At 71.9% G+C, this 17,270-nt stretch carries 13 protein-coding genes; 3 read left to right on the top strand and 10 right to left on the bottom strand.

Annotated features, from left to right (window positions below; genetic code table 11):
• Nucleotide 1 precedes the first annotated feature (1 nt).
• The 7 genes from AB0C30_RS33550 to AB0C30_RS33520 all read right to left on the bottom strand — a co-directional run bounded on the left by AB0C30_RS33550 (nt 2) and on the right by AB0C30_RS33520 (nt 10,367).
• Nucleotides 2–973, bottom strand: coding sequence for a lantibiotic dehydratase C-terminal domain-containing protein (locus AB0C30_RS33550; protein ID WP_357952129.1), 972 nt, complete (start codon nt 971–973; stop codon nt 2–4).
• Nucleotides 970–3,582 (bottom strand): lantibiotic dehydratase, encoded by a 2,613-nt coding sequence (locus tag AB0C30_RS33545; protein ID WP_357952128.1) that lies wholly within the window; start codon nt 3,580–3,582, stop codon nt 970–972. Before AB0C30_RS33545 ends, AB0C30_RS33550 begins: the two co-directional genes overlap by 4 nt.
• Nucleotides 3,583–3,706: 124 nt before the next feature.
• A complete protein-coding gene (locus AB0C30_RS33540; protein WP_357952127.1) occupies nt 3,707–3,883 on the bottom strand; it encodes a thiomuracin/GE37468 family thiazolyl RiPP peptide in 177 nt (58 codons plus the stop codon).
• Nucleotides 3,855–5,636 carry a SagB family peptide dehydrogenase gene (locus AB0C30_RS33535; protein ID WP_357952126.1) on the bottom strand — a complete coding sequence of 594 codons (1,782 nt, stop codon included), beginning with the start codon at nt 5,634–5,636 and terminating at the stop codon, nt 3,855–3,857. The genes AB0C30_RS33540 and AB0C30_RS33535 overlap by 29 nt, the downstream gene beginning before the upstream one ends.
• Nucleotides 5,633–7,771: a TOMM precursor leader peptide-binding protein gene (locus tag AB0C30_RS33530; protein ID WP_357952125.1), complete on the bottom strand. Its 2,139-nt coding sequence runs from the start codon at nt 7,769–7,771 to the stop codon at nt 5,633–5,635. The genes AB0C30_RS33535 and AB0C30_RS33530 overlap by 4 nt, the downstream gene beginning before the upstream one ends.
• On the bottom strand, nt 7,764–9,701 hold the full coding sequence (locus AB0C30_RS33525; protein ID WP_357952124.1) for a hypothetical protein: 1,938 nt from the start codon (nt 9,699–9,701) through the stop codon (nt 7,764–7,766). The genes AB0C30_RS33530 and AB0C30_RS33525 overlap by 8 nt, the downstream gene beginning before the upstream one ends.
• A 111-nt stretch (nt 9,702–9,812) precedes the next feature.
• Nucleotides 9,813–10,367 carry a helix-turn-helix domain-containing protein gene (locus tag AB0C30_RS33520; RefSeq protein ID WP_357952123.1) on the bottom strand — a complete coding sequence of 185 codons (555 nt, stop codon included), beginning with the start codon at nt 10,365–10,367 and terminating at the stop codon, nt 9,813–9,815.
• A gap of 156 nt (nt 10,368–10,523) precedes the next feature.
• Here AB0C30_RS33520 and AB0C30_RS33515 point away from each other — a divergent pair, with 156 nt between their 5' ends.
• Nucleotides 10,524–11,273 (top strand): glucose 1-dehydrogenase, encoded by a 750-nt coding sequence (locus AB0C30_RS33515; RefSeq protein WP_357952122.1) that lies wholly within the window; start codon nt 10,524–10,526, stop codon nt 11,271–11,273.
• Between the two features lie 60 nt (nt 11,274–11,333).
• Here AB0C30_RS33515 and AB0C30_RS33510 read toward each other — a convergent pair whose 3' ends face one another.
• Complete coding sequence (locus tag AB0C30_RS33510; RefSeq protein WP_357952121.1) at nt 11,334–12,011, bottom strand: GntR family transcriptional regulator; 678 nt, start codon at nt 12,009–12,011, stop codon at nt 11,334–11,336.
• Between the two features lie 374 nt (nt 12,012–12,385).
• Between AB0C30_RS33510 and AB0C30_RS33505 the strand changes: the two genes are divergently transcribed.
• Both AB0C30_RS33505 and AB0C30_RS33500 read left to right on the top strand, forming a co-directional pair.
• On the top strand, nt 12,386–13,816 hold the full coding sequence (locus tag AB0C30_RS33505; protein WP_357952120.1) for an AAA family ATPase: 1,431 nt from the start codon (nt 12,386–12,388) through the stop codon (nt 13,814–13,816).
• On the top strand, nt 13,813–14,997 hold the full coding sequence (locus tag AB0C30_RS33500) for a tetratricopeptide repeat protein (protein ID WP_357952119.1): 1,185 nt from the start codon (nt 13,813–13,815) through the stop codon (nt 14,995–14,997). Before AB0C30_RS33505 ends, AB0C30_RS33500 begins: the two co-directional genes overlap by 4 nt.
• 66 nt (nt 14,998–15,063) lie before the next feature.
• On the opposite strand, the gene AB0C30_RS33495 is transcribed toward AB0C30_RS33500, so the two are convergent.
• Nucleotides 15,064–15,729 carry a helix-turn-helix domain-containing protein gene (locus tag AB0C30_RS33495; RefSeq protein WP_357952118.1) on the bottom strand — a complete coding sequence of 222 codons (666 nt, stop codon included), beginning with the start codon at nt 15,727–15,729 and terminating at the stop codon, nt 15,064–15,066.
• Between the two features lie 42 nt (nt 15,730–15,771).
• Nucleotides 15,772–17,226: an MFS transporter gene (locus AB0C30_RS33490; RefSeq protein WP_357952117.1), complete on the bottom strand. Its 1,455-nt coding sequence runs from the start codon at nt 17,224–17,226 to the stop codon at nt 15,772–15,774.
• Nucleotides 17,227–17,270: the final 44 nt, after the last annotated feature.

Raw genomic sequence — 17,270 nt, 5'->3', positions numbered from 1 at the left:
TTCACCTCTCGTGAAGTGCGGCCAGGGTACGCAAGGTCAGCAGGGCCAGGCGGTTTTCGGCGGCGGGGGTGATGCCCAGCCGGTTGTGCAGCAGATGCGTGCAGCGCAACAGGATGTACGGGACGGCAGGGGCCGTGAGGCTTGGGGGCTCCGGTGCGCCGGCCAGGAAGGCCGCCGGTGATCCCAGGTCGGCCGGGTCGGGCAGGGCGGCGCCGAGGTTGGTCAGGCGGTCGCGCAGGGTACGGATGGAGGACGACCAGGCTGCCAGCGGCCCTGAGACCGGCCGGTTCCACAGCCGCCGGGTCTGCCGCAGCAGGCCGTCGGCCTCGCTCCGGAAGACCTCTTCCACGTCAGGTGGCACCGGAGTGGCCCCGAGCCGGAGCGCGAAGGCCTGTGCCGCGGCCTGCGGGTCGGGGAGGCAGGCGGCCATGGTGAGGGTGTAGGCGGCCAAGCCGATCGCCGCCCGCCGCCCTTGATCGGGACCGGTGGCGAGGATCCCGCACGCCAGGCGGCTGGAGTCGGTGAAATGCTCCTCCACGGCCGCGATACAGGCTCCCTCGCCGTAGACGTCGTGCTCGGGCAGGTAGGCGATGAACTCCACCGAGTCGTTGGGGTACAGGCGGTCGTCGTGCTCGGCCCGGCGTTCGGCGTGGGCAAGGCGGGCCGCCAGCGCCTGGTAGTCGACGGCAGGAAGGCCACGCGCCGACGGATGCTCGGCGAAGTAGGCATCGGCCCGCCGCCGGATCAGGCCGCGAATCCGCCCGGCGTCGGCGCCACCCCGCGGTTTCACCCTGAGCCGCAGGTGAGGGCCACCCTCCCAGTAGCGCAGGAAGAAGAACCCGGCCAGCTCCTCCCGCAGTTCCCCCTCCAGGGGCGCGATCACCTGCGCGATCAGGTCGTCGAGGGACCCCGCATGGAAAAGGTGGGCGCTGATCCAACCCGGCACCACCCCAGGTTCCACGGGAGTGGTCATGGGCGCTCTCCCGTGGCGGTGAGCTGGAACATGTACTCGGTGACACGCGTCCCGTCGTCGCCGTAGCGCGGGTTGTCCGCGAGGTCGGGCAGCACCTCCTCCAGCACCACCAGATCGCCGGGGTCGCTCGCGGCGCGGGCCAGGTCGAACAACAGGAAGCAGTTGGCCACGTCCACGTACAGCGGCTTGCGTGCCTTGGTGAAAAAGCCCTTCGCCCTGTCCGCGGGGATGACCCGGGCGAAGAACCGGCGCGGGATGCCGTGCTCGGCAAGCCAACGGGCGAACCGCACCAGGTAGGCCGCCTCGCTCTCCCCCTTCCCGGGGGTGGGCAGCTCCCCGGCGGGCAGCCGCCAGTGGGCGCGGGCCAGTGTGACCCGCCCCACCTCCAACCGCGGCCACCGCCACCCACCACTCTCCTGGCCGCCGCCCTCCTGGCTGCCACCCAGCCGTCGGCCGGGCGGCAGGGCCACCGGTGGCTCACCGAAAACGCGCACCAGGAACGAGTACGCGGGAGGCAGCAGATAGGGGGCGAGCAGCCCCAGATGCATCGGACGTACCTCGGAACCGTCCGCATCGCGCAGCACGACCAGTTGACGCTCGGCCTCGTAGGCGACCCGCAGTTCCGCCGGTGTCAGGGCGTCCGGGCTGTCGTCCGTGGTGAAGGGATAGTCGATCGCCCGCCCCACCGCCGGCCGCAGATTGAGACTGGTACCGAACGCCCCCAGGCACTCATCCACCTCGTGGCGGTCGAGCTCCGGGGTCTCGTGACGGTCGAGCGCGGAGATCTCGTAGCGGTCCGGCGCGGAGATCTCGTGGCGGTCCAGCACGGAGATCCCGTCGGTGACCCGCGCCAGCAGGTGATGCAGGCGGCCCAGCCCCCGGCCGTACCCGCAGGCGATGGTGTTGACCACCAAGCCCGGCCCCTGCGGCGTGGTCAGCGCCTGGCCGTAACAGCAGATGGAGCGGGGCGCGCGAACATAGCGCGGCCAACCGGCGGCGAGCTTGCGCACCAGCGCGGGATCGACCCGGATCGCCCCCGACGGGTCCTCGCCCGCGGCCCGCAGCGTCCGCCACGTCTGGCGGCGCAGCTCGGCGAGGGCGGGGGCGCCGTCCCCGGGGTTTCCGCCCGGCGGCGGGTGCAGCAGGGCTCGCAGTTCGGCGGCCTGGTGGGTCTGCCGGTAGAACCTCAGGAACGGTACCGACGCGGACGGCCCGTATTTCTCCCGGAACAGAGCGGTGGCTGCCAGCTTGACCGGCAGGTCCATGTCCAGCAGCCCCAGCAGCTCGCGTACGGCGTCCAGATCCTCGAAGACCGTCCGCCACCGCTCCTTGCCGCATCGGGTCACGCCGCCGATCAACAGGGTCGTCTCCGGACTCGGGGTGACGAGTCCCACTGGCCCCTCCCCCAGGCTCAGGCCCCGCGCCTGCTCGTCGATCTGCTGGGCTCGGCGGGCGCGTTCGGCCGCACAGGTCAGATCGGGGTAGGTGGCCACCGCCTCCTCGAGCCGCCGCAGCGCGCCGGCGGCGGGATGGCCGGCGGGCAGCCAGGCGATCAGCTCGCCGAGGGGGTCGCCGGACTGGTCGGCGTAGGGACGCCGCCGTTCCAGCAGCCCCGCCTCCAGCAGGACCGCCACGACCCGCGCCACCTGCCCGTCGTGTCCGAAGCGAGCACGCAGCGCCTGCTCGGTCGGGTACGTCGCGGTACGGACGGCGTCCAGCACAGCGCGTACGGCGTCGACGGCCGGGACGCTTCTGATCGGCTCGCTCGGACCAGCGCCGAGGAACCAGATCCGGCCCTCGTCCTCTGTAGCCGAGGGATTGACCCGCAGCCGTACCCGGTCGATCAGCTCGGGCCGGTCGGCGAGCGCCTGCCAGATCCGTTCGACGACGAACGGGTGCAGCTCGGCCACACCCCGACGTACCAGACGTTGAGCGGGAACCACCGCTGGTCCGTGCTCCGTCCAGTGGCCGAACCCGGCGGCCGTGAAGGTCGCGTACGGGCTGGTCTTGGCCGCCACCCGGGCCACATAGCGGGTCAGCCGCAGAAGTGTCTGCCGCCCAGGTACGGCGTCCGCCTGGCCGGCCAGCCACTTGTCCAGCTCGGCCGACAGCACCGGGCTGCTCTGGGCCAGGCCCTGGCGGAAGGCGTCGGCGGCGACGACCTCGCGCAGCCGCGTCGTCTTCTCGCGCCGCTCCGCCGCCAGCACGCCGGGCAGCGCGCCCTCCAGCGCGCCGCGCCGCTCCAGATGGCCCAGCCACGCTGTGATCCGCTGGTCAAGGCCGTCCGGCAGTGCCCGGATCACCTCCTCCGATCGGGTACGAGCCCGCGGGGCACGCGCACTGAACAGCGCCCGGCGCAGCGCGACCAGCAGCGGTTTGAGGTCGGGCCGAGCATTGTCGCCGATCACCTCGTGCAGTGCCTCGGACAGGGCCGCGCCCTCGCTCGCCACCATGGCCGAGGTTTCCAGCAGTTCGTCGACGAGCGACCAGGTGCGGGTGAAGCGCAGGTCCTCCAGGTCGCCGACCGCCATCCCCGCCACTCGAACCCCGAACACCGGCGAGAGAACCGAGCGAGCCTCGCCCTGGTCCGCGTGACTGCTCTGGGGCATGCGCATCACCTTTCGAGCCGTTCAAGCTGGCCGGGCCGTTCGGGACGTTCCCGGCTTTCGCGACGGCGGAGCGGTGTGCCCGCGCCCTCGGGCTCGGGCACACCTGATCAGGACGTGATCTCGGTCAGATCTCGTCGGACGGGAGGGCCAGGCAGCTACCGCCGCCGCAGAAACAGCCGAACGACGCGGCGTTCTCGGTCATGCCGTGGCCCGTGGTGAGGAACTCGATGGAGTCGGCGGGCAGCACCTCGATGCTGTCCACCACCAGACCGTCAAGGTCGAGCTGGATTTTGTCGGACATGGTTTTCCTTTCTCCCTTCATATGGGGGATGGATGGCACCCACGCTTGTCGTAGGTGTGGTGCCGTCGCCTGAGCCGACGCCGTCCACCGCCGGGGCGGGGAGACGCCGGATGAGCGACGGGCCTGCGGGGGGCCTGCCGAGCAGCAGGAAGCTCAACGCCTGCCTGCGACTGCCCGTCAGACCGAGTGCCGCCTCAGTGGCGGGGGTGGTGCCGTCGGAGTGGATGCGTGAGGTGAGACCGAGCGCGGCGGCGGCCAGCGTGGCGCGGTGGACGGCCAGGCCCGTCTCGGCCTGCTGGAGGCGGTACCAGCGGTCACCGAACCACCGGACGCCACCCACCGGGTCGCCCACCGGAACGAGTACCGCCGCCGCACTCCGCAGACCGACGCGGGTGTTGGGCGCCAGCGGTCCGCCGGTGATCCGTGCGGCGGGCTCGGCGGCGATCCGTAGCAGGGCCCGCCGTTCGGCGTTGTAGTGGTAGGCCCCCACCGGCAGGCCATGGACACGCAGCGCGAGCACGTACAGCGTGATCGTCGGCGAGATGCTGGACAGGTCGCCGGGGTAGGTGGCGGAGGCGGCGGCGAGGATCTGAGCGAGCGTCTGGGGGCTGATCGGCTCGGGCCGGTATCCGATGATGGGCGAGGCCCGGTGGGGAATGCCGTCGGCGAGCCGTATGGGGGTGATGTCCGGCAGCGAGAACTCTTCTCCTCCTCCTGGCGGCGCAGTGGGCTCGGGATCAGCGGGACAGACATCGGAGGCCGAGGCGCTGGTACAGGCGACGGTGGGCTCGGGATCGGCAAGGTCGCAGGCCAAGGCCGTGGTCCGAGTGGCGACAGGCTCGGGACTGGCGAGACCGCCATCGCGCACCGATGTGGTGGTCCGAGTGGCGGCATGTAGAGCGGCCAGGTAGGGCAGCCGGTCGTTGATCGGCGGCGGGTCCGCGGGCCGGGGGGCGAGACCATCAGCTGTGGGCCGACGCCGGGAGTGGGCGGGCCGGGGGGCGAGATCATCGGCTGGGGACCGACGCGGGGGGTGGGCGGCGTCGTCCTGCCGTACCGGCTCATGGGGGGTGCCTGTGAGAGTGAGCACGGCCAGCACGCTCTCCGCGGCGGTGTCCAGACCAAGCAGCCGGTCAGCCGCAGCGTCGTCGAACAGCAGGTGGACCGATGCCCCCAGACTCTGCTTCTCGGCCAGCGCGAGGGCCTGGGCGGTTAGGGCCCCGATCTCCTGACATTGCAGGCGATACGCGAAATCGCCGTACTTGAACCCGGTACGCCAAAAGACGGCGGACAGCACGAGCACCAGATCGGGTGGCTCGGGAGGGGGCGCGGCGAGCAGGCCGGTGAGTGCCTGGCGGTGGTCGCCGAGATGCAGCGTCTCCAGGGCGTGATGCACCGGGTCGTAGTGGAACAAGCCGCTGGGCAGACCGGGACCGCCCCCGGCGAGGTAGCCCTCGATCGGATAGAGCCCGCCGCCAGAGGGCGCCGGACGGCCCACGGTGATCCTCGGCGCTCCCTCGACCGGCCGCCCCTGCTCGTCGACCGGATGAACCCAGTCGACGCGGACCAGGCCGAGCAGGTCGCGCAGCAGTTCGCCGACCGGGCCGGAGGGCAGTGGGAGGCGGGTGGCACCGAAGTAGCGTTTGTACCGCGCCGGGGCGGCGCTCCAGTCGGCCGGGCCTGGCGCGCGACCCCGCAGGGCCTCCAGATAGGTGCGGATCGCCGCGCCCGCCGCGTCCATGGCGGTCGTCATGGGAACGGGTGGGGGTCGGGGTTGAGCTCGCCGGGGCACAGGTCGCGCTCCCGATAGCCGAGCAGGCGCGGCAGCGACAGCAGACGGGGCAAACCGTGGGTACGGCGGAAGCGGTGGCCGAAGGTCATCGACGCGGTGCCGGGCACCAGCACCTTCGCGCAGGCGAAGCCGCCCGCGCGCTGCTCGGGACCGGTGGTGTCGACGGCGATCACGTCCAGCCCGGTCGCCAGATAGCGGCCGACCAGCTCGGCGAGGTCACCGGCCAGGTCGTCTCTGGTGGGCCAGGTCCCAGCGATCGGCAGGCGCGGCCCGTCGGCGGGCAGGAACGCCAGCCGACGGAAGGCGTCGGGATGCCCGTAGAGCAGGGCGTGGTCGTCCATTTCGCGTACTCGGTCGGGCGCGGCCAGCAGGCACGCGGCCTGCTCGGCGTCGTAGCGGCGCGCCAGACCCTCGATGCCGGGTCCGAGTTCGGCCAGCGCCGAGGCCAGGGCATGCTCGGGGTCGGGGTGGGCGGCGGCGGCGCACATTGTGTACGGCCGGCCGGGGCCGGCGACCCGGTCCACCGCCATCGTCCAGAAGGCCGGGACGCCCTGCTCCAGGGTGATGTCGAAGGCCATCACCTCGTAGCCGAGGTCGTGACGGATCCGGGCGGCGGTCATCGGGATGCTCCGGTCCGCAGCCGAGTCCAGGTCAACTCGCGGGGCGGGCAAGCGGGCGTACCAAGTGGCCAGGAACGCGTCCCGTTCGGCGACCTCCAGCAGGCCGTGGAAGACCGCTTCGGCCAGGCAGCCGCCGATCGCGCATCCATTGGAGCACTCATAGGCGAATCCGGGATCGCCCTCGGGCCGTGGGCCGTAGTAGGCGTAGCTCTCCGGCACGAGGAGCGGCTCGGCACGGGCGAAGGAGTAGCCCCATACCCAGGCTGTCGGCCGTACCGGGTCGAAGCGGACGAAGGGGAAGTCCGGCCGGCCGTACCACTCGTCCGGGAACAGGCCCAGCGTGCGCGGATCCAGGGCTCGATCGGCCACCTCCGCGTAAGGGGCGTGGACGGCGGTGCGGCGGCCTCGGGGGCGCAGGCCCGCGTGACGTTCGAGCGCCTCGGCCATCGCGGTGAACCGCGCCGAGGCGAAGTCGCGGGATCGGCCGTAGCCGTGATTGCTGTCGTGGCGGGCGATGACCGGGCGCAGGTGGGCGACGGCCGTGGCGCTGCCAAGCGCCGTCCCCGTTGCCAGGGATTGGATCAAGCCGGTCTCGGCGTCCACGTACAGCCGCTCCAGCTCCGCCTGACGCCCGGTCAGGCTCCGTAGCCGGAAGACGTACGGGTCGGATTTGGGTGACGGGCCGAAGGCCGGGACACGAGGGCGATCCTCCGGCAGGTCGGCGCAGTCCGGACAGAGCGGGTCGGGCAGCACGGAATGCCGGGTGAGCAGTCCGGTCTCGATGGAGATCCGCAACAGCGCCCGATCGGTACGCGCGGAGGCCGGATCGCGGTGCAACCGGTCGGCTTCGGCCGCCACCAGCGCCCCGACCGCGGCGGCCAGCAAGGGCGTCACCAAGGCGCATGGCCGGGCGACCAGCTCCTGACCGTACTGCTCTCGCAGCGCGCGACGGGCCCTCGCGTCCGCCCGGTTGCTCGCGCGGCGGCGCTCGGCGCAGAGGGGGCAGCCCGGTCGCGGCGGCCGGGCGGCCGGGCCGATCAGCACCCAGCCGGTATCTGTCCGTACGGGCAGCCAGGGAATACGCGCGGCGACGGCCTGCCGGTAGACGCGCTGGTAGTGGCGGGTGTCGTCGGCATCGTGGGCCGTCACGAGCACGTCCGGCGTGCCGATGTCGTAGGTAGCCTCTGTCAGTGGAGCGCCCGGCAGCGGAGCATCCGGCAGTGGGACGTCCGGCCGTGAGACGTCCGACAGCCAGGCATCCGTCGATGGAGCATCCGTCGACCGGGCGTCTGTGAGAGGGGCGTGGTTTGGGATGGGCGGCTGCGGCAGCGCCGACCCGATGGCGTCGCGCAGGCGGCCGGACCCCAGCAGAGCCACTCGCAGCGGCGCAGTGCGGTGTTCCCCTGTCGGCAGGAGGCTGGCCAGTACAGGGTGCGACTCACCGGTCGGCGCCGGGTCGGCCGGCGCGTCAGTCATCACACAGCACCACTCGCACCACGTACGGCAGCAGTTCGACCGCGGCCGCGTCCTGGTGCATGGGCACCACCACCGGCACGTGCCCGGCCGCCTGCAGCGCCTCCGCGAGGAGCTTCCACTCTGGCGGCTCCTCGCCCGCCCACCACGACGGCACCGGGTCGCCGTAGGCCGGTTGGCGCGCGGTGCGCGCCTGCCAGGCCAGCAGCGCGCGCTCGACCGCGTCCCGCAACGCCAGCACCGGTGTGGAGGCGCAGGCCATCGAGATCGCGGATCCGCAGGCCACCGCATAGGCGGGGATCTGGAGCACACCGGTGAGGTCGCGGATCTCAAGTCGCTCCCCCGCAGTCCGCAGCAGTGCGAGCAGGTAGGCGACCTCGGCGTCCGCGACATCGTCCGGCGATACGCGAGCACCGACCGTGACATGGGTGTCCGGCAACACCTCGGTACGCGACCACTCCCCAGTCGTGGAGTCCGTGTCCAGCAGCATTTCGGCATGCGAACGCAGCCCAGCCGCCAGCGCGGCCGACCACGACAATCCCGCGCCCACCCCGATCGGCGGTCGGCCAGCGGCGGAGAAGACGGGCGCAGGCACCCGGCGTGTGCGGCCGGTGAGCGGCTCAAAACCCCACATTTCGGCGTTCTCGGCGGTCAGGACGCCGTACGTCGCACAGGCGGCCAGCAGGGCGCGCACCCGCGCGGTTCGCCGATCCCGGCCCCAGCCGACAACTCGCGGCGCGGGCGCCCAGCTGGGCAAGATCCGGCGCGGGTCGGAGACGACGGCCCGGCACACCGACACCGGGACCTGGACCAGGTCTTCCTCATCCAAGGTCCTCAGCAGCCCGGTGCGGGGGTCCACATACCGCGTCGCCCGTTCGAGCAACTCCTCCGGCGAAATCGGCTCGGCCGCCTGGAGTCGCTCGACCGTCGCGCGCAACCCGTCAGCGTCGCCACCCTCTACGCCGAGCGCCGAAACCACCCTGCCGTCGCGGTACGGAACAGCGGACGTCCATGGCACCACCCGATGACGGCACATCTCCAGCGTGTGCAGGTCCACCCGGGTAGCCGTTGCGTGCCCCTGCTGCCCCTCCGCCAAGCCGGTGAGGCGGGCGAAGCACGACAGGGCAGGCTGCGCGACCAGCACCGCCGGGACCGGACCGGCGAGCAGGTCTGTGCCATCGTCGTACTCATCGTGGTACGGCAGACCGCCCAGACGGAGCCAGCACGAGACGGCCGAGGCCGCTGGGCCGGGGCCGACGATCCATGCCTCGGTGGGGCGGAGCAGGATCTGGCCCAGCGAAACGTCCGGCGGGCACGCTTGAGCCGTCGTGAGCAGGTCGGCCGTCTCCGTGCCAATCTGAAAGACCACGTCGGCGTCGGCCCACAGCGGTGGGGCGGGGTCCACGCGTACCCGCTGCGCCTCGTCCCGCCGAGCCCGTGCCGCGGCCTGCTCCAGCTTGGCGGCCTCCTCGGCGGGGGCCGCCACGCGGACCTGCCGCCAGCCGGAGACCAGGCCCGCTTCCAGCAGGGCGAGCAGCACCGGGCCGTGCCCGGCCAGGGTGACGCGCGCCTCGCGTAGCCGCTCGAACCGTCGCTCGGCCGAGGCCAAACGGTAGCGGATGAAGGCGATCTCGGCGGCGTAGATCCGCCGCTCGCACTCGCTCAGGCCGTGCGGCTCCTCATCCGCCGCATCGACGACGAATCCCTGACCGGCCAGCGTCTCGACCAGGCGCACGACCATCAGGCGGCGGTCGGCGGGAAGCGCGGCGGTCAGCTCGGTCAGGCTGTGTTCGCCGGTCAGGTAGGGGGCGAGCTTCTTGAGCAGTTCGTACGCCTGTGCGCCTTTCAGCGTGCATGCCCCGTGGTCGGCATGGATGTACGCGCCCTCGTCACAGGGCACGTAGCGGACGTCGTCCCGCAGCCGTGGTCGCACGCCATCTCCTGATGCCCATCAACTTTGCCCATGCAAAGAGTAATCCAATGACTACTGATAGTCATTAGCTGAGGTCATGGAGTATCCGGCGGACCTAAAAAGAGCAGGCGGTCAGGCGTCCAGCCCCTTGCGCAACAGCGCCCATGCCCGTGCGGCGGCGACTCGGCGGGCAGGTGCCGGCCGCTGGACGAGGGCCGCCGCGAGCATGCCGACGGCCATGACCAGGTCCTCGGGAGTGAGGTCCGGACGGATCCGCCCAGCGCGCTGGGCTTCGGCGAGCTTGTCCGTCAGCAGGTCCGCCACGCGGTCGCGCACCGCGATGAGGCGGGGGTCCGCGGGGGGCACGCGCACCATGTCGATGAACGCGGTCGAGGCGATGGCCTGCTCGGTGATCAAGGCCAGTACGTCGTCGAGCGTGGCGCCCGGTTCGGCGGCCAGCGCCTCCAGCGCGGTCACCCCCTCCTCGAACACGGCGAGCGCGAGGCTGACGCGGTCGGGGAAGTGCCGGTACAGGCTGCCCTGGCCGACGCCGGCCGTGCGGGCGACCATGCTGAGCGGCGCGTCGTAGCCCGCGGTGGCGAACACGTCGCGGGCCGCCGCGATCAGCGCCGCGCGGTTCCCGGCCGCGGCGCCGGGGCCTCTGTTCATCCGGCGTACGTCAGGCATGGCAGCAACGATAGCAACCGGACATCAGAGTCCGAATGTTCGACTTCATGCACGCGCTCCTCTCGACACCTATCAGACCCAACGGTTACGTTGTCACCGGACACTATTGTCCGGTTATAGCCTGCCACCGCTTGCCTTATTGAAAGGACCATCTCTTTGAGCACCTTTGACAACAAGGTCGCCCTGGTCACCGGAGCGGGCTCCGGGATTGGCCAGGCCATGGCGGTCGCCTTCGCCAAGGCCGGCGCCCGCGTCGTGGCCTGCGACATCGACTCCGGCAGCGCCGAGCGGACCGCCTCCGACCTCGGTGACGCGGCGATCGGCGTGGCGGCCGACATCTCCGACGAGGCCTCGGTGGCCGCGCTGGTCGAGAGCGCGATCAGCGCGTACGGGCGCATCGACGTGCTGTGCAACAACGCCGGGATCATGGACACCATGGCGTTGCCCGCCGACATCCCGCTCTCACTGTGGGAGCGGGTGCTGCGCGTCAACCTGACCGGCACGTTCCTGGTCACGCACGCGGTGCTGCCGTACATGCTGAGCCAGAACAGCGGCGCGATCGTCAACACCGCTTCCGAGGCCGGCATCCGCGGCGGCACGGCCGGGGCCGCCTACACCGCCTCCAAGCATGGCGTGGTCGGCCTGACCAAGAGCGTGGCCTGGGCGTACGCCAAGAGCGGCATCCGCTGCAACGCCATCCTGCCCGGCCCCACCATGACCGGCATCGCGACCAACACCACCTTCGACCCGGCCGGCGCCGCCCGCCTCGCCCCCGTGCTCGCCCTGGGCGAGAGCATGGCCAAGCCGGAGCAGATGGCCGACGCCGCCCTCTTCCTCGCCTCCGACGCCGCCTCGTTCATCAACGGCGCGATCGTCCCGGTGGACGGCGGCTGGTCGGCCGGCTGAGCGAGCGCCGGTCAGGACGTCCTCGGATCCACGGCGGCGAGGGGCAGCCAGGCGCGCGTGTCAGAAGGCCGGTTGTGGGCGCGGGCGCTCGCTCAGCGTCGTGCGGATCCGGCTGCAGGAGCCGTCGAGATGGGCGGTGAGCGCGGCCAGCGCGGCGTCGACGTCGCCCGAGCGAACGACGTCCCTCAGGACGACGTGGTCGTCGGCGACGCCGGCCAGGTCCCGGTCGGTGTTGGTGATCTCCATCACCGCCGCGAACAGCGGCCGGTGCAGCGCCCAGGTGGCGGTGAGCCAGCGGTTGCCGCCGAGCGTGTAGAACCCGCTGTGGAAGTCGAGGTCGGCGGCGGCGAACTTGGCGGGATCGGCGGGGTCGGCCGCGATTCGCATCTGGTCGAGAGCCTCGTCGATCTGCCCCCAGTCGGCGGTCTCAAGGCGGACGATCGCCTCCCGGATGGCCAGGCTCTCCAGGGCGCCGCGCAGCGAGTAAAGCTCCAGGAGGTCCTTGTCGGACAGCCCGCGGACGAAGACGCCCCGCTTGCGCGTCTCGACCAGCCCTTCGATCTCCAGCTGACGCAGCGCGTCGCGGACCGGCCCGCGGCTCACCCCGAAGCGCTCCGCGATCCTGCCTTCGACCAGATGCGTGCCCACACCCAGCTCGCCGCGCACGATGAGCGAGCGGAGCTGGACGAGCAGCTGATCTCCGAGCGGGGGATTGCGCAACGGATTGATGATCGTCACCGGCTCTCCTCCCATGTTGTCCCACCCGGACGGAGACTATCGTTGCTTGTCGTAGACGGTAAATGTTACCCGTTAACGGTTAACTGTTCTCGGGGAGCCAAAAACCTCGAAAGCCGGACCCGCGACGCTTCCGCCCGCAGGCAGCAACTGGGCGGTGGCCGGAAAGCCGCGCCCGCCGGCGCGTCAGGTTGCCACCGCGTCACCCGGCCGGCCGGACGAGAGGGAGGGGGCGGCGGGAGTGGACGGCCTGCCGCCCCGGCCGCTCACGTGATCATGATCGCGCCTCACGCCCCATGCGCCCCTGTATGAGCTGATTTCGGTATCTTGCGTAGTTCAGGACCGACCGAAACCACCCGCTACAGAAGGGACGGCACGTGCTCGACGATGCCGGTCTCCAGGCGCTCCGCGAGGCGGCCCGCCTATCCCCGGACAACCTTCCCCTGCGGCAGCACCTGGCCGGGCAGCTCCTGGCCAAGGGGTATCTCGGCGAGGCCGAGGCCGAATACCGCGCCGCGCTCGTGCTCGCGCCCAAGGACGCGGGCATCATAACCGGGCTGGCGGAGGCGTTCGTCCGGCAGAGCGCCTACGGCGCCGCGCTGGCCGCGCTCGAGCCGTTGCTGGCCTCGCCCGGCTACCCGCCCAAGGTGGGCGTGCTGGCGGCTCGGGCGCTGCTCGGCGAGGGGGACATGGCGCGGGCGGGCTACCGCTACCACGAGGCGGTCTCCCGCGATCCGTCCGTGGGAGACGCCGACCTGGCCGCCCGGCTGTCGGCCCCGCCGACCCCGACGTATGGGACAACGCCACCGCCCGCCCCACCGTACGGGGCACCGGCACCGCCCGCCTCGCCGTACGGAGCAGCGGCACCTCCCGGGCAGTCCTATGCCGCGCCGGCGCCCACGTCGGCGCCCGCGCAGGTGGACGGGGCCACTGCCGAGGTCGAGCGCTCCAAGCTCAACTTCGCCGACGTGGCCGGCATGGAGGCGGTCAAGGAGTCGCTGCGCGTCAAGCTCCTGCTGCCCATCCAGCAGCCGGATCTGTTCGCCGCCTACGGCAAGCGCGCCGGTGGCGGAGTGCTGCTGTACGGCCCGCCGGGAGCGGGTAAGACGCACCTGGCCAGGGCCGCCGCCGGAGAGCTCGGCGCGTCGTTCGTCAACGTGGGCCTGGCCGACATCCTGGACATGTACATCGGCTCCAGCGAGCGCAACCTGCGGGCCACCTTCGAGCTGGCCCGGCGCAACCGGCCGTGCGTGCTGTTCTTCGACGAGGTCGACGCGCTGGCCGCCCGCCGCTCGGACATGCGCCAGGCGCACACGCGGCAGCTGGTCAACCAGTTCCTGGCCGAGCTCGACGGCGTGGACCAGAACGCCAACGAGGGGGTCCTGGTGCTGGCGGCCACGAACGCCCCCTGGTACGTGGACGTGGCGTTCCGCCGTCCCGGCCGGTTGGACCAGCCGGTGTTCGTCCCGCCGCCCGACCCGGCGGCCCGCGCGGCCATCCTGCGCCTGCTGTGCCGCGACAAGCCCCTGGCCGAGATGGACTTCGACGCGGTCGCGCGGGTCACCGACCATTTCGTCGGCGCCGATCTGAAGGGCGTGGTGGACCGGGCGGTGGAGGTCAAGCTCCAGCAGTCGATCAGCGCGGGCCGTCCCATCCCGCTGTCGACGCCCGATCTGCTGGCCGCGGCTCAGAGCGTACGGCCGACCGCGGTGCGCGAATGGATGGCCACCGCGCGCAACTACGTGATGCACTCCAACGACTCCGGCGCCTGGGACGAGCTGCTGCCCTGGGTCAAAGCCAAGTGGTGACCACCGCAGATCCGGTACAGCGGGCGCGGACCCTGCTGGGGATGCGCCGTCCGGCCGAGGCCGAGCGGGAGCTGCGCGGCGCGCTCGCCCAGGATCCGCAGCACATCACCGCGCACTCCTTCCTGGCGCTCGCCCTCGCCCAGCAGGGCGTCGTGGCCGAGGCGGTCGAGGAGGCGCATGAGGCGATCCGGCTGGCGCCCGACCAGTGGCTCACGCACTACGTGGCCGGACAGGTGCATCAGCTCGCCCGCCGCCCCGACGAGGCGATGGCCGCGCTCCACGTGGCCCTTGAGCTCGAGCCCGAGTACGCCCCGATCTGGGAGCTGCTGGCCCGCGTCCACGTGTCCAAGAGTCAGTGGCTCCAGGCGGCCGAGGCGGCGCGGCGCGGGCTGGCCATCGACCCGCAGGAATCCGACCTGGTGAGCCTGCTGGCGGTGGCGCTCACCGAGCTCGGGGAGGCGGAGCAGGCCACGGCCGCCGCCGCGCACGCCGTGGGGCTGGACCCGGAGAGCGCCATCGCGCACCTGGCGTACGGCCGGGCGGCGCTGGCCTTCGGCGATCCCCGGCGGGCGGCGGACGCCTTCCGCGAGGTGCTCCGCCTCGACCCCGGCTTCGACCAGGCCAGGGATCTCCTGGTGACGGCGCTGAAGCAGCGCAATCCGCTCTACCGGCGGCTCGCGCGGCTGCGGGGCGGGTTCCGTGGCGGCCGGCTGGTGTTCCTGCTGCCCGCGGTCCCGCCGCTCATCGTGGTCTTCATCATCATCGCGGTCCTGCACTGGGCGGCGTGGGTCGCCGAGGCGTGGACCACGCTGCGGCTGGCCCGCGCCAAGGCCACCCGGCTGCTCTTCGAGGGCGCCGAGGCCCGCGTGGCCGTGCTGTGCTGCGGTCTGGTGGCCGTGGGCGCGGCGGTGCTCGTGCTGGGCGTGGCGCTCGGCCAGGACACGGTCGGCACCGCGGGCGTGGCCGTCATGGCCCTGGTCACCGCGGTACAGGAAGCCGTACATACCGGCTCGGCGCGCGGACGGGCGATCCTGTACGGCTGGACGGTCCTGCTCGTCGTGGCCATCGTCACGGCGACGATCCTGGCCGCGCCGGGCGTGGCGCTGCTGAGCGTGTACGCCGGGCTGGCCACGATCTGGGTGGCGGCAGGCGTACGGCGCGTACTCGGCCACCACGGCTAGGCGTACGGCGCACACGCGGCCACCACGGCTAGCGGTTCGCCGCCGCCTCGGCCACCACAGCCAGCACTACTCCCGCAGGGCGGAGCTGAGCCCGGTGATGGCGGTGATCAGGTTGTCCCCCAGCCGCCGCCAAGACCGCTCGGCGGTTCCAGGGTCGGCCTGGCGATCGGCCAAGTCGGCTTCCAGCTCGGCGCTCATGTGGACGATGAGCTGCCGGATCATCGCGCCCCGCTGCGCGGAGAGCTCAGGGTCGGCGGCCCGCCCGGGCGGCTGGCCGAGCTCTTCCAGGCGGCGGAACGACGGCATGTTCAGATGCGCCTGGATCGTGTATTCGCGCAGGCTGGGCTCCACGACGGCCTGGGCGAGGAACCGGCCGTACCAGGACGGCGTGCCCACGTCGATGTGATGCTCGATGCTCGGCAGGACGAGGCAGGTGGCCCAGTCTCGCAGGGACATCTCGCCCGACTCGCCCAGCGCGGCCACCATCGCGACGCGGTGCTTCTCGATCGCGGCCATGTGCCGGGCCAGGATCGCGTGGATGAGCTCGTCACGGGTGCTGAAGTGGTATTGCACCACCGACTTGTTGCGCTGGCCCGCCGCCTCGCCGATCTTCCTGATCGACACGTTCGCGAACCCGTGCTCCGCGTAGAGCCGCTCCGCGGTGTGCATCAGCTTGTCCCTGGCGAGCGCGGAGCGGGGCGAGATCGAGGCGGCCGTCTCGGAGAGCGTCATGTTGCACTGACCTTCATGACCGTTGCCTGACCTCGCTCTGGTTCACCGCGCTCTGGTCGCGGTCCCTGCCTCCACCGGGGCCAGATTACCCGTATCGCGGCCGCTCGGGATGAACGCGGCGATCAGGAAGGCGGCCAGCGCCGCGCCGCCGCCGATGAGCATGGCGACCCGGAAGCCGGTGAGGGACGGCAGTTCGGCGGGGCCGAAGCGGATGACCATGTTGGCCAGGACGACCGAGATCACCGCGCTGGAGGTGGAGGTGCCGATCGAGCGCATGAGGGCGTTCAGGCCGTTGGCCGCGCCGGTCTCCGACGCCGGGACGGCCGACATGATCAGCGCGGGCATGGCGGCGTACGCGATGCCGACCCCGGCGCTGATGACGCAGGTGAACACGACGATCTGCCAGACCCCGCTCATGAGCACGATGCCCAGGAAGTAGCCGACGGCGATCACCAGCGAGCCCGCCATCAGCGACACCTTCGGACCCCGCGCGGCCGACAGCCGCGCCGCCAGCGGCGAGGTGGCCATCATCACCAGCCCGCCCGGCGCCATGCACAGGCCGATCACCAGCAACGACTGGCCGAGGCCGTATCCCGTGGCCGCCGGCATCGCCAGCACCTGGGGCAGCACCAGCGACATCGCGAACATCGAGAAGCCGACCGTGATGGAGGCCAGATTCGTCACCAGCACCCGGCGGCGGGCGGTGATCCGCAGGTCCACCAGGGGCCGCCGCGCGCGGAGCTCCCACACACCCCACAGCAGCAGGATGACCGCGGCGGCGGCGAACAGCCCCAGAACGGTGCCGCTGGTCCAGCCCCAGTCGCCGCCCTTGGAGATGGCCAGCAGCAGGCACACCAGTCCGGCCGTCAACCCGACCGCGCCCAGCACGTCGAAGCGGCCACCGGTGCGCAGCGGCGACTCCGGCACGATGGCCAGCACCAGTCCGGCCACCACGGCGCCGAGCGCCGCCGAGACCCAGAACAGCACGTGCCAGCCGATGTGCTCGGCGAGCAGCGCGGCGCTCGGCAGGCCCAGCGCGCCGCCGACGCCCAGCGAGGAGCTCATCAGCCCGATCGCCGAGCCGAGCTTCTCGGGGGGCAGTTCGTCACGCATGATGCTGATGCCCAGCGGGATGACACCGGCGGCCGCGCCCTGGAGTGCCCGGCCCACGATCATCGGGGCCAGCGAGTTGCTGAGCGCGCAGACGACCGACCCGGTCACCAGCAGCCCGAGGCAGAGCACGAGGATCAGCCGCTTGCCGTACATGTCCCCCAGCCCTCCGAACACCGGGGTGGCCACGGCGCCGGCCAGCAGAGTGGCGGTGATGGCCCAGGAGGTGTTCGACGGGGTGGCGTGCAGCAGGGTCGGCAGCTGCGGGACCAACGGGATGACCAAGGTCTGCATGAGCGCGACCACGATGCCGGCGAACGCCAGCACCGCCACTGTCAGGCCGCCGCGTGGCGCCCGCACCTCGGTCCCAGGGACCAGCGTCGTCATCGACGTCCTGTCTCGATCGTTGCGCTATGGGGCTCTATGACCAC

Origin of the sequence: Nonomuraea sp. NPDC048901 (genome assembly GCF_040649695.1) — a bacterium.
Classification (GTDB): Bacteria; Actinomycetota; Actinomycetes; order Streptosporangiales; family Streptosporangiaceae; genus Nonomuraea.
Note: the sequence above shows the minus strand (reverse complement) of the source record. Positions and strands in the feature narration are given on the sequence as shown.